Source organism: Glycocaulis sp. (assembly GCF_052168375.1).
Classification (GTDB): domain Bacteria; phylum Pseudomonadota; class Alphaproteobacteria; order Caulobacterales; family Maricaulaceae; genus Glycocaulis.
On the sequence record NZ_JBQLZR010000011.1, the window covers coordinates 1 to 13,196 of the forward strand.

At 64.3% G+C, this 13,196-nt stretch carries 16 protein-coding genes and 1 pseudogene; 12 read left to right on the forward strand and 5 right to left on the reverse strand.

Going from position 1 to position 13,196, the window contains the following annotated elements; translation table 11 throughout:
• The 9 genes from ACTS2Z_RS00305 to ACTS2Z_RS00345 all read left to right on the forward strand — a co-directional run.
• Positions 1-890, forward strand: an 890-nt coding sequence (locus ACTS2Z_RS00305; RefSeq protein WP_442571239.1) for a S1 RNA-binding domain-containing protein, incomplete at its 5' end; no start/stop codon positions are given.
• Positions 891-1,042: 152 nt separating this feature from the next.
• Complete coding sequence (locus ACTS2Z_RS00310) at positions 1,043-1,327, forward strand: integration host factor subunit beta (protein ID WP_442571240.1); 285 nt, start codon at positions 1,043-1,045, stop codon at positions 1,325-1,327.
• A 103-nt stretch (positions 1,328-1,430) separates the two neighbouring features.
• Positions 1,431-1,847, forward strand: a complete 417-nt coding sequence (mscL, locus tag ACTS2Z_RS00315; RefSeq protein ID WP_442571241.1) for a large conductance mechanosensitive channel protein MscL — start codon at positions 1,431-1,433, stop codon at positions 1,845-1,847.
• Between the two features lie 40 nt (positions 1,848-1,887).
• Positions 1,888-2,520 carry a phosphoribosylanthranilate isomerase gene (locus ACTS2Z_RS00320; protein ID WP_442571242.1) on the forward strand — a complete coding sequence of 211 codons (633 nt, stop codon included), beginning with the start codon at positions 1,888-1,890 and terminating at the stop codon, positions 2,518-2,520.
• 224 nt (positions 2,521-2,744) lie between these two features.
• On the forward strand, positions 2,745-3,956 hold the full coding sequence (gene trpB / locus ACTS2Z_RS00325) for a tryptophan synthase subunit beta (RefSeq protein ID WP_442571243.1): 1,212 nt from the start codon (positions 2,745-2,747) through the stop codon (positions 3,954-3,956).
• A 1-nt stretch (position 3,957) separates the two neighbouring features.
• The gene (trpA, locus tag ACTS2Z_RS00330; protein WP_442571244.1) at positions 3,958-4,749 is read left to right on the forward strand and encodes a tryptophan synthase subunit alpha; all 792 of its coding nucleotides are present in this window, start codon (positions 3,958-3,960) and stop codon (positions 4,747-4,749) included.
• A 30-nt stretch (positions 4,750-4,779) separates the two neighbouring features.
• Positions 4,780-5,658, forward strand: coding sequence for an acetyl-CoA carboxylase, carboxyltransferase subunit beta (gene accD / locus ACTS2Z_RS00335; protein WP_442571245.1), 879 nt, complete (start codon positions 4,780-4,782; stop codon positions 5,656-5,658).
• 7 nt (positions 5,659-5,665) lie between these two features.
• Positions 5,666-6,973, forward strand: coding sequence for a bifunctional folylpolyglutamate synthase/dihydrofolate synthase (locus ACTS2Z_RS00340; RefSeq protein ID WP_442571246.1), 1,308 nt, complete (start codon positions 5,666-5,668; stop codon positions 6,971-6,973).
• Positions 6,974-7,067: 94 nt separating this feature from the next.
• Entirely contained in the window at positions 7,068-7,370 is a 303-nt protein-coding gene (locus ACTS2Z_RS00345) for a DUF2061 domain-containing protein (RefSeq protein WP_442571247.1), read from the forward strand.
• On the opposite strand, the gene ACTS2Z_RS00350 is transcribed toward ACTS2Z_RS00345, so the two are convergent.
• Together ACTS2Z_RS00350 and ACTS2Z_RS00355 are read right to left on the reverse strand one after the other, a co-directional pair.
• Positions 7,343-7,777: a thermonuclease family protein gene (locus tag ACTS2Z_RS00350; RefSeq protein ID WP_442571248.1), complete on the reverse strand. Its 435-nt coding sequence runs from the start codon at positions 7,775-7,777 to the stop codon at positions 7,343-7,345. The two genes, ACTS2Z_RS00345 and ACTS2Z_RS00350, sit on opposite strands and share 28 nt — an antisense overlap.
• Before the next feature lie 110 nt (positions 7,778-7,887).
• On the reverse strand, positions 7,888-8,082 hold the full coding sequence (locus ACTS2Z_RS00355) for a DUF1674 domain-containing protein (protein WP_442571249.1): 195 nt from the start codon (positions 8,080-8,082) through the stop codon (positions 7,888-7,890).
• Positions 8,083-8,159: 77 nt separating this feature from the next.
• On the opposite strand from ACTS2Z_RS00355, the gene htpX reads away from it, so the two are divergent.
• The gene (htpX, locus tag ACTS2Z_RS00360; RefSeq protein WP_442571250.1) at positions 8,160-9,113 is read left to right on the forward strand and encodes a zinc metalloprotease HtpX; all 954 of its coding nucleotides are present in this window, start codon (positions 8,160-8,162) and stop codon (positions 9,111-9,113) included.
• Positions 9,114-9,285: 172 nt separating this feature from the next.
• Here htpX and ACTS2Z_RS00365 read toward each other — a convergent pair whose 3' ends face one another.
• Complete coding sequence (locus ACTS2Z_RS00365) at positions 9,286-9,888, reverse strand: hypothetical protein (RefSeq protein WP_442571251.1); 603 nt, start codon at positions 9,886-9,888, stop codon at positions 9,286-9,288.
• Positions 9,889-10,132: 244 nt separating this feature from the next.
• Between ACTS2Z_RS00365 and ACTS2Z_RS00370 the strand changes: the two genes are divergently transcribed.
• A complete protein-coding gene (locus ACTS2Z_RS00370) occupies positions 10,133-10,483 on the forward strand; it encodes a hypothetical protein (protein ID WP_442571252.1) in 351 nt (116 codons plus the stop codon).
• The gene (locus ACTS2Z_RS00375) at positions 10,480-11,940 is read left to right on the forward strand and encodes a methyl-accepting chemotaxis protein (RefSeq protein ID WP_442571253.1); all 1,461 of its coding nucleotides are present in this window, start codon (positions 10,480-10,482) and stop codon (positions 11,938-11,940) included. Before ACTS2Z_RS00370 ends, ACTS2Z_RS00375 begins: the two co-directional genes overlap by 4 nt.
• 6 nt (positions 11,941-11,946) lie before the next feature.
• Here the strand turns inward: ACTS2Z_RS00375 and ACTS2Z_RS00380 are convergent, their stop codons facing one another.
• Complete coding sequence (locus ACTS2Z_RS00380) at positions 11,947-12,435, reverse strand: hypothetical protein (protein WP_442571254.1); 489 nt, start codon at positions 12,433-12,435, stop codon at positions 11,947-11,949.
• Between the two features lie 90 nt (positions 12,436-12,525).
• Positions 12,526-13,196 (reverse strand): annotated as a pseudogene (locus ACTS2Z_RS00385) (SO2930 family diheme c-type cytochrome); the annotation flags it as partial.

Here is a 13,196-nt window from a genome sequence, read left to right on the forward strand (position 1 = left end):
CGTGGGATGCCGTGGCCGCCAAGTATCCGGTCGGCGCGACCTTCGAGGGCCGCGTGACGAACATTGCCGAGTACGGCGCGTTCGTGGAACTGGAATCGGGCGTCGAAGGCCTGGTCCACGTTTCGGAAATGAGCTGGACCAAGAAGAACATCCACCCCGGCAAGATCGTCTCCACCTCCCAGGAAGTCACCGTCATGGTGCTGGACGTGGACGAAGAGAAGCGCCGCATCTCGCTTGGCATCAAGCAGACCCAGCGCAATCCGTGGGAAATCTTCGCTGAAACCCACCCGGCCGGCACGGTCGTGAAGGGTGAAGTGAAGAACATCACCGAGTTCGGCCTGTTCATTGGCGTCGGCGAAGACATTGACGGCATGGTCCACCTGTCGGACATCGACTGGGACCGTTCCGGCGAGGAAGCCATCCAGGACTTCAACAAGGGCGATATGGTCGAAGCCAAGGTGCTCGACGTCGATATCGAGAAAGAGCGCGTCTCGCTCGGCATCAAACAGCTTGCCGGCGATCCGATGGAAGATTCCGGCGGGTTCAAGCGCGGCGAGACCGTGACCTGCACCGTGACCGAGATCACCACCGGCGGCATCGAGGTCTCCTTCGGTGAAGGCGGCCAGATGAAGTCCTTCATCCGCAAGTCGGACCTGTCGCGTGATCGTGGCGAGCAGCGCCCCGAGCGTTACTCTGTCGGCGACAAGGTTGATGCGCGCATCACCAATGTCGACAAGGGCGCCCGCCGTGTGTCCGTCTCCATCAAGGCCCTGGAAATGGCCGAGGAGAAGGAAGCGGTCGAGCAGTACGGTTCGTCGGAGTCCGGCGCGTCGCTCGGCGACATTCTCGGCGCTGCGCTGAAACAACAGGACGGCAAGAAGGGCGAATAGCCGCCTTGCCTGACTGATAGCCCAAGATGGCCGGTTCCTTACGGGACCGGCCATTTTCTTTGGCAAGCCGCCAATTTTTGCCTTGAGGCGATTGACCTTGGCGCATGCTCGCCCCAAGGTTTCGGCCTTCGTCATCCCGGGGACGCGATATCATGATCAAGTCTGAGCTGATCGAGAAGCTGGCCGCCGCCAATCCGCATCTTTTCCAGCGCGATGTCGAGCGTGTGGTCAATTCGATTTTCGAGGAAATCACGCAAGCGCTGGAGCGCGGCGAGCGTGTGGAGCTGCGCGGTTTTGGCGCCTTCTCGGTGCGCAACCGTCCGCCCCGTCAGGGCCGCAATCCGCGCACCGGCGCTTCGGTTGCCGTGAAGGAAAAGCATGTGCCCTTCTTCAAGACGGGCAAGGAATTGCGCGAGCGCGTCGACGGCAAGGCGTAAAGCCGGGCCCTCAAAAAGGCTGGCCAGACGGTGAGCGGGAGGGTTGGCGCCCGGCGCCGTCTCGTGTGAACCCGTCCCCTATATTTCTTTTGGAGTGGCTCTGATGCTCAATGAATTCAAGAAGTTTGCCATGCGCGGCAATGTGGTCGACCTTGCGGTCGGCTTCATTCTGGGCGGGGCCTTCTCCACCATCGTGTCCTCCTTCGTGAATGACATACTGATGCCGCCGATCGGTCTTCTGCTCGGCGGGGTCGATTTCTCCGAGCTCTTCCTGGCGCTGGACGGGGTGGACTATGCCTCGCGCGCTGCAGCGGCCGAAGCCGGCGCCGCGACGATCAATTATGGCGTCTTCATCAACGCGCTCATCAGCTTCCTCATCGTCGCCTTTGCGCTCTTCCTTCTGGTCAAGGGCATGAACTCGATGATGGACAAGAAGAAGGATGATGTGCCGGCCGAGCCGCCCGCCAAGCCGCGCAATGAGGAATTGCTCGAAGAGATCCGGGATCTCCTGAAGAAGTAAGCCCTTTGCCCGCACAAGGGTCCGGGCTAAATCCCGCTTCATGAGCACGGCCGTGAAAATCTGCGGGATGAGTGACGAGGCCTCAGTACAGGCGGCGGCCGCTGCCGGCGCCGACTGGCTGGGATTCATCATCTTCCCGAAAAGCCCGCGCGCGGTGACGCTGAAACGGGCCGCCGAGCTTGCCCGCCTTAAGGGCAGCGCGAAATCCGTGGCCGTGCTGGTCGATCCCGATGATGCCCTGCTGGGCGATGTGCTTCGCATTCTCGCGCCCGACATCATCCAGCTGCACGGCGGCGAAAGCCCGGAGCGCTGCCTTGATGCGCGCCATTATGCCCGCGAAGGCGTGTGGAAGGCCGTGCCTGTCAGTGAGCCAGCCGATGTGGCGCGCGCCGCGCGCTATGCCGGTTTTGCAGACGCAATCCTCTTTGACGCCAAGCCGCCCGCAGGCGCCGACCGCCCGGGCGGCTGGGGCGAAGGCTATGACTATGCGCTCCTGAAAGGCTTTGACGCCCTGCCATTTGTTCTCGCAGGCGGGCTGACACCTGAAACCGTCGGTGCTGCCATCAAGGCGTCAGGCGCGAGAGCCGTCGACACTGTCTCCGGAGTTGAAAGCGCGCCGGGCATGAAAGATGTGGCCAAGATTGCAGCTTTCATCGCTGCGGCGAAGCGGTAGGGCTGGCGGGATGGTGCAGAATAGACCCCGGCCCGGGGGCCGGGGTCCCGGATTGTGTTCCGGTTTGGAAAACTCCGTCAGTTTCCCTCTGACCTATCGACCAGGATCCCGGTCCCAGAGCCTGAACCCATGGATATGCGGCGCGGCCACATTCCCCGCTTCCCTCAGCCGGTCTCACGCTCTAGATCAGACCCTCTCCCGTGCAAGCCCGTGTGAATGATCCCATGACCCAGCCCAATGCCTTTTCCCAATATCCTGACGCCAATGGCCTTTTTGGCGCGTATGGCGGCCGGTTCGTCGCCGAGACGCTGATGCCCAACGTGCTGGCGCTGGAAAAGGCCTATGCAAAGTGGAAGGACGATCCGGCCTTCGTGAACGAGCTGGAGGACTTCGCGCGCGATTTCGTCGGCAGGCCCAGCCCGCTTTATTTTGCCGAACGCCTGACGGAAGCCTTCGGCGGGGCGCAAATCTGGTTCAAGCGCGACGAGCTGAACCATACCGGCGCGCACAAGATCAATAATTGCCTCGGGCAGGTGCTGCTCGCCCGCCTGATGGGCAAGACGCGCATCATTGCCGAGACCGGCGCCGGTCAGCATGGCGTGGCGACCGCCACGGTTGCTGCCCGCTTCGGCCTGCCATGCGAAGTCTATATGGGCGCGACGGACGTGGAGCGGCAAAAGCCGAACGTCTTCCGCATGAAGCTCCTCGGCGCGAAGGTGCATGCCGTCACGTCCGGGCGCGGCACGCTGAAGGACGCCATGAACGAGGCGCTGCGCGACTGGGTGACGAACCCGGACGACACCTTCTACGTCATCGGCACGGTGGCCGGTCCGCACCCCTATCCGATGATGGTGCGCGATTTCCAGAGCGTGATCGGGCGGGAAGCGCGCGCGCAGATGATGGAACGCATTGGCCGACTGCCCGACGCTGCTGTCGCCTGCATTGGCGGCGGATCAAACGCGATGGGGCTGTTCTATCCCTTCCTCGAGGATGAAAGCGTCCGCCTGATCGGCGTCGAAGCCGCCGGCAAGGGCGTCGATACGCCAGACCATGCCGCCAGCCTGAATGGCGGCAAGCCCGGCATCCTCCACGGTAACCGCACCTATCTCTTGCAGGACGAGGATGGCCAGATCGTCGAGGGACACTCCATCTCGGCCGGTCTCGACTATCCCGGTATCGGGCCGGAACACGCCTTCCTGCATGATGCCGGGCGCGCGGAATACCGCCATGCCACGGACGCCGAGGCGCTGGAAATGTTCCAGCTCTGCTCGAAGCTGGAAGGCATCATCCCGGCGCTGGAACCTGCCCATGCGCTGGCCCGCGTGCGCGACCTAGCCCGCGAGCTGGGACCTGATGGCGTCATCCTGATGAATATGTGCGGCCGGGGCGACAAGGATGTGTTCTCGGTTGCCGGCGCGCTGGGTGTGGAGCTTTAGGATGACACGCCTTTCCGACACGTTTGCGAAGCTTAAATCTCAAGGCAAAGCCGGTTTCGTGGCCTATGTGATGGCCGGTGATCCCGATGGCGCGACCACGCTTGCGACCATGCATGGCCTGGCTGAGGCCGGGGCCGACATTATCGAGCTGGGCGCCCCCTTCACCGATCCGATGGCTGACGGCCCGCCCATCCAGCGAGCGGCGCTGCGGGCGCTGAGTAGCGGCATGACGCTTCGCGGCGTGCTTCAGCTCATTGCCGAATTCCGCAAGACCAATGCGGCAACGCCTGTCGTCATCATGGGGTATGCCAACCCGTTTCACGCCTTTGGCTATGAGGCCTTTGTCGAGGCCGCGTCGGCTGCCGGCGCGGACGGTGTGATCTGTGTCGACCTGCCGCCAGAGGAAGATGCGCCGCTTCGCGAACCGATGGAGCGCGAAGGCCTTTCCCTCATCCGCCTTGCCACGCCGACGACTGACGATGCGCGCCTGCCGCAAGTCGTGAAGAACACGTCCGGCTTTGTCTATTACGTCTCGACCACAGGGGTCACAGGTGCCGGGATCGGCCAGACGGCAGTGGTGTCATCGGCCGTTGACCGGGTGCGCAAGGCGTCCGGACTTCCGGTGGCGGTGGGTTTTGGGGTAAAGACGCCCGAACGCGCCGCCGAGATCGCAAAAGTTGCCGATGCGGTGGTTGTCGGCTCGGCCATTGTCGACGCCCTGGCGGAGGGCGGAGTGGCCGGCGCGGTCAAACTGGCCAAAGAACTGGCATCTGCCACCCATAATGCGCGATAATCCCCGCTACAGGCAGCCTGGGACACATTCATGAACTGGCTTTCCAAACTTACCCCTCCGGGCGTTTCGCGCATGTTCGAGAAGCGCGACACGCCGGAGAATCTCTGGATGAAATGCCCGCTTTCGGGCGAGATGGTCTTCCACAAGGATCTTGAAGCCGCGCTGCATGTCACGCCTGCGGGCCATCATGTGCGCATCGGGCCGGATGTACGCCTGCGCTATACGTTCGATGCCACGTGGGAAGACATTGCCCTTCCCGAAGTCGCCAAGGACCCGCTGAAATTCCGCGACGACAAGCCCTATTCCTCCCGCCTGGCCGCTGCCCGCAAGAAGACGGGCCGCGAGGACGCGATGGTCATAGCCGTTGGCCGCATTCAGGGCATCGAGACCACCGTGCTGGTGCAGGATTTCTCCTTCATGGGCGGATCGCTGGGCATGGCCGCGGGCGAGTCCTTCCTGAAAGCGGCCGAGACGGCTGTTGAACGCCGCACGCCGCTGGTGGTCTTCACCGCTGCGGGCGGTGCACGCATGCAGGAGGGCTGCCTGTCCCTCATGCAGATGCCGCGTACGACCATTGGCGTGGAAATGATGCGCGATGCTGGCCTTCCCTATATCGTCGTGCTCACCGACCCGACCACGGGCGGGGTCACCGCCTCCTACGCCATGCTGGGCGATGTGCATCTGGCAGAACCCGGCGCGCTTATCGGCTTTGCCGGCCAGCGTGTGATCGAGCAGACGATCCGCGAGAAACTGCCCGAGGGCTTCCAGCGGGCCGAGTACCTGCTTGAAAAGGGCATGGTGGACCGGGTTGTCCATCGCCGTGACCTGCCGCGCGTTCTCGGCAATGTCTTGCGTACGCTGATGAAGCGCCCGGCGGCAAGTTCCAACCTGCCTGCGCCTGCGGCCTGACCCTGTCATGAGCATTGCCGACACGCTGGCCCGGCTTGCCACCTTGCATCCGGCCAGCATGGATCTGTCGCTGGACCGGCTGGTGCGCCTTCTCGCCGCGCTCGGCAATCCGCAAGACCGCCTGCCCTCGACCATTCATATCGCGGGAACGAACGGCAAGGGCTCCAGCGCCGCCTTCCTGAAAGCCATGTGCGAGGCGGCAGGCGAGAAGGTGCATGTCTATACCTCGCCTCATCTGGTGCGCTTCAATGAGCGTATCGTGCTGGCCGGGGCCGAGGCCGCCGATAGTCCGCTTCTTGATGCGCTCCACCGTGTGGAAGCGGCCAATGCCGGTCAGCCGCTGACCTTTTTCGAGGCGACGACGGCGGCAGCCTTCCTGCTTTTCAGCGAGACGCCTGCCGACCGGCTGATCCTCGAGGTCGGGCTGGGCGGGCGCCTTGATGCGACGAATGTGATCACGAACCCTGCGGTCACCCTCATCACGCCCGTCAGCTATGATCATCAGGCCTATCTGGGCGATACGCTGGAAAAGATCGCCTCGGAAAAGGCGGGCATCATCAAGCCCGGCGTGCCTTGCGTGGTCGGGCCACAGGCCGATGAAAGCCTGATGGCCATTGAACGCGCTGCCTTCAGGACGGGGGCGGTCATCACGCTTTTCGACCGCGATTACCGGGCTTTTGTTGAGCATGACCGGCTGGTCTACGAGGAGGAGAACCTGCTCTGGGACCTGCCTTTGCCGGGGCTTGTCGGCTCGCACCAGACGGCCAACGCCGCTGGCGCCATCGCGGTGGCCCGGCAGATCGGACTTTCCGAAGAGGCGGTGCGCGACGGGTTGGTAAACGCACGCTGGCCGGCGCGCATGCAACGGCTCGGTTCAGGCCCGCTCGGCGATATCGCTCGCGAGGCGGGCGCGGAGTTGTGGCTTGATGGCGGGCATAACCCGGCCGCTGGCGAGGTGCTCGCCCAGGTGATGGGGGAACTCGAAGCGCGCGAGGAACGCCCGCTAGTGCTGATATGCGGCTTCTCCGCAGGGCGCGACGCAACGGCATTCCTGAAACCCTTTGCCGGTCTTGCTGGCCTTGTAATCACTGTGTCCGGCTTTGCAGCGCGCGAAGGGGCGATGAGCGCGCAGGAGGCTGCCGAGGCGGCGCGCCGGGCCGGGCATTTCGCGCAGACAAGCGCCGGGCTGGTCGAGGCGCTCCACGATGCCTGTCACATCATCGAGCGTCCGCGCGTCGTGATTTGCGGCTCGCTCTATCTTGCAGGCGCGGCGCTGAGCCTTGGCGGGGAACCGCCTCTGGTGACGCCCGGCTGAGCGGCATCTATGGGTTTGATCGAAACAATCCATTGTGTGCGGCGGCGTAAAGACCATATCCTCTGAAGGGCAAGAGGCCCCAGGAGCGACGCCCATGGCAGAATTTTTCAGAATGCTGCTGCACCGTCACGGGACGATGGAGGATGGCCGCCCATGCGCGCCGGGTTTCCTTGCGCTGTTCAGGCCATCGCGCAACACCGCCAAGGCTGTGACCTATGCCATCATGCACCTGGTGGTGGCCATGACGGTCGCCTTTCTCCTTACCTGGGACTGGCGCGCCGCGCTTGCTATCGGCCTTATCGAGCCTGCCGTGCAGACGGTCGCCTATTACTTCCATGAAAAGGCTTGGGCGCGTGCCGAACGCAAGCGTCAGGAGCGGCTGGCCGAAGCCTCCTGACGCGCTTCCAGTGACGGGCACCAGCCGCCACGCGCCGAATAGGGCGTGACGAGCCCCTCCTCCAGCAGCACGGCGCCGAGATCGCGCCCGTCGGGCAGGGAAAGCCCTGCCACCACACGACCGGCAAAGCTGCCAAGCGTGACATTGCGGATCTGCACGCGCAGGCCCGGCTCGCCCTCCGGCATCAGCGCTGCTTCCACGAAGCGTTTCGCGGCATGACCCGCCTCGCGTTCGGCCTCGCAGGCAACGCGGCGTATTTCCGGAGCATCCACATCCGCCAGACGCACACGCGTTTCGACGATATGTCCCGGCCAGATGAAGGCGCGCACGTCCACCGTGTCGCCATCGATCACGCTGACCACTTCGGCCTCCACCGGGCCGGAAATGACCTGACGGGCCTCTGCCACGCTCGTGGCAATAATGCTTAACAAAAAGATAAAAAGCCGCATAAAGGAATTATAGCGGAATATATTCCTTTTCCAAGCCGCAAGGCGCAGCGCCAAAGCCTGCCGGTGGGTCAGAAATCGTGGGCAATGCCCCTTTTCTCCCAATCGCCATAGCGTGTGGGTTCTGGGCCCTTTGGCCCGCCCAGCTCTTCGGGCAGGGCCGCTTGCGCATCTGCCGCCTTGCGGCGCTCTTCGGCCTCGGCGAGAGCACGCTGCGCAGCGGGGCTCAGCGGCTTTCTGGCATCTTGTGAAGTCTCGTCGGTCATACCAGATATCTAGGGCCGGGACGGGCGCTGATCCAGCCCGGTATACCGCCTTCACCATGATTGCAGCAGGGTCCCACATGACAGCCAATTCGATGCGTACCTTTATCCTGCTCGCCGCCCTGACAGGGCTGTTCGGCGCGGTCGGCTATCTCATTGGCGGACCGGGCGGGGCCGCGATAGCGCTGGTCATTGCGGGCGCGTTGAACGTGATGGCCTGGTGGAATTCCGACAAGATGGTTCTCTCCATGCATGGCGCGCGCGAAATTGGCCCGGATGAGCGCGATCCGGCGCTCCTTCGCTATGCGCAGGATACGATTGCGCTCGCTGACCGGGCAGGCATGCCGCGCCCGCGCGTCTATGTCATCGACACGCCCCAGCCCAACGCCTTTGCCACCGGGCGCGACCCTCAGAATGCAGCCGTTGCGGCGACGACCGGGCTCCTGTCGCGTCTGACGCGCGAGGAAGTGGCCGGCGTGATGGCGCACGAGCTTGCTCATGTGAAGAACCGCGACACGCTGACCATGACGGTAACCGCGACCCTTGCCGGTGCCATCGGCTTTCTCGCCAATTTTGCCCTCTTTTTCGGAGGCGGGCGTGATCGTGGCGGGTTGATCGGCGCCATTGCGCTGGCGATCTTTGCGCCGATGGCGGCGGGCCTTGTCCAGATGGCCATCTCGCGCTCGCGCGAGTATGAGGCTGACCGGGTCGGCGCGGAAATCGCAGGCAATCCGATGTCGCTGGCGGCTGCGCTGGAGAAGATCGAGCGCGGTGCACGCACCACCCTGAACCCGTCTGCCGAGCGAAACCCCGCTACCGCGCACATGTTCATCATCAATCCGCTTAACGGGCAGGGTGCGGACAATCTGTTTTCAACCCACCCCTCGACGGCCAACCGGATCGCGCGTTTGCGCCAGATGGCCGGTGCCGGGCGCTATCCGGGCGGCCCGTGGGGCGAGGAAGGTCCGTGGTCAGGCAACGCGCCTCAATCGGGCAAGGAGAGCCGGGACAGCTTCGGCGGTCCCTGGGGCTAGCGCCATCTGCTGACGCGCAAAGGGCCGCTCATCAGAGCGGCCCTTCGGGCTGGAGGGTGGCGGGATTCACCCTCCTGCCTCCGGAGTGCCGGACCCCCCGCCATTCCGCCTCCGGGGATTGGGCGGGGAGGAGGCGGGTGACAGGGGGCCAGGCCGGTGTCAGGAACTTTCCCTATTTCCAGGGATCGCTCTCGTCACCGTCTTCCTCGGCGTCGGACTCAAGGTCCTCGGCCTGTTCCTCGTTGAGATCCTCGGTGACCTCGTCGGCGTCAGCGTCCTCATCCGAGGTCACTTCACCTTCACCGTAGGCGGCATCGCTTTCGCTGTAGTCGCCTTCGCTGTAGTCACCTTCGCCGCCCTGAACGCGGCGATCTTCATCCGCATTCTCTTCGTCGGCGTACTCGTCCTTGTCTTCCTCATCTTCGAAAGACTTTTCGGTCGAGGGCTCGTACGGGTCAGCCGGCACTTCTTCCAGCTCGACCGGATCTTCGTCGGCCATCGGATCGTCCATCACGGGCTCATCCGAATAGGCGTCCGTTTCGTCAGCGTCCTGGGTCGCGGTGTGCCAGGCGGCATACTCGTCTTCATCCAGACCGCCATCGAGATCGACGTCATACAGCGTGAACTCGGCTTCGGTGGTGGCGCTGTCCAGAGCCTGAACCTCGCTCAGCGAGATGCGGCCATCACCGTCGGTGTCAGCGTCTTCAAACGGAGCCGCGAAAGCCATGCCGGCCAGCGCGAGAGCCGAAACGCCAGAAATCAGAAACGTCTTCATGTCTGTCATTCCTCTGTTGCGCCGGTCCGTCATCTCGGGGGAAGCGGGGGCAGACCGGCCAGACATGGGATCAATTCGCAGGCCCTCTCAAACGTTCCCGGTGCCAATGCAGAAAAAATGCAGTCACCCGCCCAAGCTGTTGAGATGGCTAACGCTTTATTAGCCGAAACAGGCGAGTGCTCAGGGTCTGATTACCCTCGCGCGCGAGCGTGAGACGGTCCTGAAAGGAAGGATGCGGGACGAAATGGTGCCATCCCGGCAGACGCAGGCCCGCCTGATCCTGACCGCCATGCTGGCGCTGGTGTGTCTTGTTCCGCCTGCGCTGATGCTGGCTCCGCCCGCCGGCGGCACCATGCTCGCCGTTTTTGCACCCGGCGGCGCCCCCGGCGACAGGCTTCTTGCGGCGGCGGCAGCCGGGGCTGAGGCCGCCGAACCGCTTCGCGGCGGTGTACTTGTAAGGATCGAGATGCCGGATGCCAGCGAGCACAATGGCCCTGCAGCCTTGCGTGAACACGGCGCCCTTTTCGTCCTTGCCCCCCTCTCCGGGTGGAGCTGTCCGCCCGGTACGTCTGATCCAACGGAGATCCGTTCATGACCCGCATTGACGCCGTCCGCCAGCAATCCCAGCGCGTGCTGGCCATCCTTCTGGGTGCCTTTGCGGCGGTCTATGCGCTGGCCGCGCTCTTCGTGGCTCCTGAGCGTCTCGTTGCCGGAACCGTCTTCCTGCTGCTGGTGGCAGGCTGCGCCTTTGCATCGGTGCGCCTAGCGCCCCAGGCGGCTGCGACGCGGATGACGATGGCCGCCGGACTGATCGCCTTCCCGGCAGCTCTGACCTGGCTGGCATCCGGCAGTGCCTGGCAGCTCGACATGCACATGATCTTCTTTGCCGCACTTTCGGTTGCAACCTTGCTGTGCGACTGGCGAGCCATCGTGACGGCGGCTGCGGTGACGGCCGTGCACCATCTGGTGCTGAACTTCGCTTTGCCCCTGGCGGTATTCCCCGGCGGTGCCGATTTCGGGCGGGTCCTCCTGCATGCAGCGGTCGTGATTGGGCAGACGGCAGTTCTGGTCTGGCTGTCCCAGCGCATTGTCGGTGCGCTGGACAATGCCGGCATTGCGATTGCGGAGGCTGAAGCGGCCAATCTGCAGGCGCGGCAACTGGCCGAGGCCGACCGTGAGCGGTCAGTCCAGATCGAGGCAGGGCGCGTGCAGGTAAATGCGCTTGCCAGCGATTTCGAGCATACGGTGGCGGGCGTTCTGGCCGATCTGCGCGAGGTTTCGAGGCAAATGCAGGCTCTGGCCGCTGACGTGCGCGGTGATGCGGGCCAGACGCGTTCCGGCGCGGATGAAGCAGCGGGCCGTTCGGCGGAAACGTCGGGTCATTTCGAAGCTGTGGCTGCAGCCGCGCAGGAGCTTGCTGCCTCGATAAGCGAAGTATCGCGGATCATGGAAGGCGCCGATGCGGTGTCGGAACGTGCAACGGGCGAAGCCCAGAAAGCCGGGGACTCCATGCGCGAGCTGGACAAGGCAGGCCGTGAGGTCGAGGCGATTGCCGGTCTCGTTGCCGACATTGCCGAGCAGACCAACCTCCTCGCCCTCAACGCCACGATCGAGGCAGCACGGGCCGGTGAGGCCGGCAAGGGCTTTGCCGTCGTGGCATCGGAAGTGAAGGCGCTTGCCGAGCAGACCTCAAAGGCGACCTCTGACATCCGGGCGCGTATTGAAGCCATCACTTCGGCCTCGCAAGGTGCGGGCGAGGCCCTGTCGCGCATTTCGGAAATCCTGGGCGAAGTGCGGGCAAGCTCTGCCAGCGCCCGTCAGGCCTTTGGCGAGCAATCGGGCGCCACCAACGAGATCGCGGCGCTGGCGGGTAAAGCCGCCGCCTCGACCGGCGGTATCAATAGCCGCATCGAGGACGTGCGCTCGGCGGCCGGACGCACGCTAGCCGCTGCCGACCGTTTTGCCGGATCATCGCAGGCCCTGGGGGAGGCTGCAGACCGCCTCGACACCGAACTTACCGGTTTTCGCGAAAGCCTGCGCTCGGCCTCGTAAGGTTCGCTAGCTCACCGGAGCCGGCGTCTGGAAGGTCGAGGTGCAGGCGTCGGTCAGGCGCCATTGCCCGTCAATGAGGCGGAAATGGCAGCGGGCATGATCGCGCGCCGGGCTGCCCAGATTGGCGGCGGTCGTGCCTTCCGGGTTCAAGGTCTGGAAACGTCCGTTGGGGAAGACGTAGGAAATGCGCTCGGTCGAGGAGACCGGTTGCTCATAGACACACAAGGGCGGCTGCATCAGCACGGTGCGCACTGAATAATCGCCCATGCGCTGGCCGAAAATCTGGTTGCGAAGCGCGGTATCGCCGTCGCGGAGCTGTCCGGCGAGCGCGGCGCTTTCGGTCGGCAGACTGTCAGCGAGGCCGCCTGGATGACCGGCCACGATCTGGGCAAACGCCGCGCGTTCGGCCATGTCCGCCTCGCGGCAGGTCGGCGTGGTGGCACAGGCGCTGACAGCAAGGCCTGCAAGAGCGGTCACCAGGGCAAGGCGTTTCATGGCGTGGGTCAACTCCGTTCGCGCAACGCGCCAACAATGCCTCAGTGCGGGGCTTGCGCCAAGCGCGCCGTCATCGGACGCGCTATTGCTTCAGCACCCGCCTGCCATCGCATCGATCCAGCGGGCGACTAGGGCGGCGCCCTCGCGGTGGGTAAGGTTCCGGCCGAGCTCCGGCATCATCGCATCGGGGCGCGTTGTCTCCATGCGGAAGGTGAAGATGGAGGCGTGGCTGTCGCCCGGCACGATGGAGTAGAGGCGGTTGCCCGTACCGCGCCCGGCGGCGATGGGCGGCTTGCAGACACCAAAGCTCGCACCCACCGGGTCGCCCGGCTCCAGATATAGTCCCGATGTCCGGGCATGGCCGGTGCGCGAATGGCAATGGGCGCAGTTGATATCGATATAGGCGCGCGCCGCTTCATCCAGAGCCATGCCCGAAAGCAGGGTCTCGCCATGCCAGACGGCGTTTTGCGGTGCGGCGCCAAGGTCCGGCATGCCCGACAGCAATCCGGTCTCGGTCCAGTGGACGAGCTGGTTGGCCCTCCCGCCTGCATAGGGGTAATCGCCATTGAGGTGGCGCGCCCTCGGACCGATTGGGCGGATCGCGCCGGTCGAGGCATCAGTCACATGGCATTGGGCGCACTGATTGACGTCCGGCACCTGATAACTCAGCGCCTGGCTGTGCCCGCCTGCCTCGATCAGGGTCAGGTCCACAAAGGCGCCTGTGCGCGCCAGGCGGGTCGAGCGCTGGTCGTCATTCCAGA

Coding starts and splice junctions, on each gene's coding strand:
- ACTS2Z_RS00310 (WP_442571240.1), top strand. CDS start 1,043: ATGATCAAGTCTGAGCTGATCGAGAAGCTGGCCGCCGCCAATCCGCAT.
- mscL (WP_442571241.1), top strand. CDS start 1,431: ATGCTCAATGAATTCAAGAAGTTTGCCATGCGCGGCAATGTGGTCGAC.
- ACTS2Z_RS00320 (WP_442571242.1), top strand. CDS start 1,888: ATGAGCACGGCCGTGAAAATCTGCGGGATGAGTGACGAGGCCTCAGTA.
- trpB (WP_442571243.1), top strand. CDS start 2,745: ATGACCCAGCCCAATGCCTTTTCCCAATATCCTGACGCCAATGGCCTT.
- trpA (WP_442571244.1), top strand. CDS start 3,958: ATGACACGCCTTTCCGACACGTTTGCGAAGCTTAAATCTCAAGGCAAA.
- accD (WP_442571245.1), top strand. CDS start 4,780: ATGAACTGGCTTTCCAAACTTACCCCTCCGGGCGTTTCGCGCATGTTC.
- ACTS2Z_RS00340 (WP_442571246.1), top strand. CDS start 5,666: ATGAGCATTGCCGACACGCTGGCCCGGCTTGCCACCTTGCATCCGGCC.
- ACTS2Z_RS00345 (WP_442571247.1), top strand. CDS start 7,068: ATGGCAGAATTTTTCAGAATGCTGCTGCACCGTCACGGGACGATGGAG.
- ACTS2Z_RS00355 (WP_442571249.1), bottom strand. CDS start 8,082: ATGACCGACGAGACTTCACAAGATGCCAGAAAGCCGCTGAGCCCCGCT.
- htpX (WP_442571250.1), top strand. CDS start 8,160: ATGACAGCCAATTCGATGCGTACCTTTATCCTGCTCGCCGCCCTGACA.
- ACTS2Z_RS00365 (WP_442571251.1), bottom strand. CDS start 9,888: ATGAAGACGTTTCTGATTTCTGGCGTTTCGGCTCTCGCGCTGGCCGGC.
- ACTS2Z_RS00370 (WP_442571252.1), top strand. CDS start 10,133: ATGGTGCCATCCCGGCAGACGCAGGCCCGCCTGATCCTGACCGCCATG.
- ACTS2Z_RS00375 (WP_442571253.1), top strand. CDS start 10,480: ATGACCCGCATTGACGCCGTCCGCCAGCAATCCCAGCGCGTGCTGGCC.
- ACTS2Z_RS00380 (WP_442571254.1), bottom strand. CDS start 12,435: ATGAAACGCCTTGCCCTGGTGACCGCTCTTGCAGGCCTTGCTGTCAGC.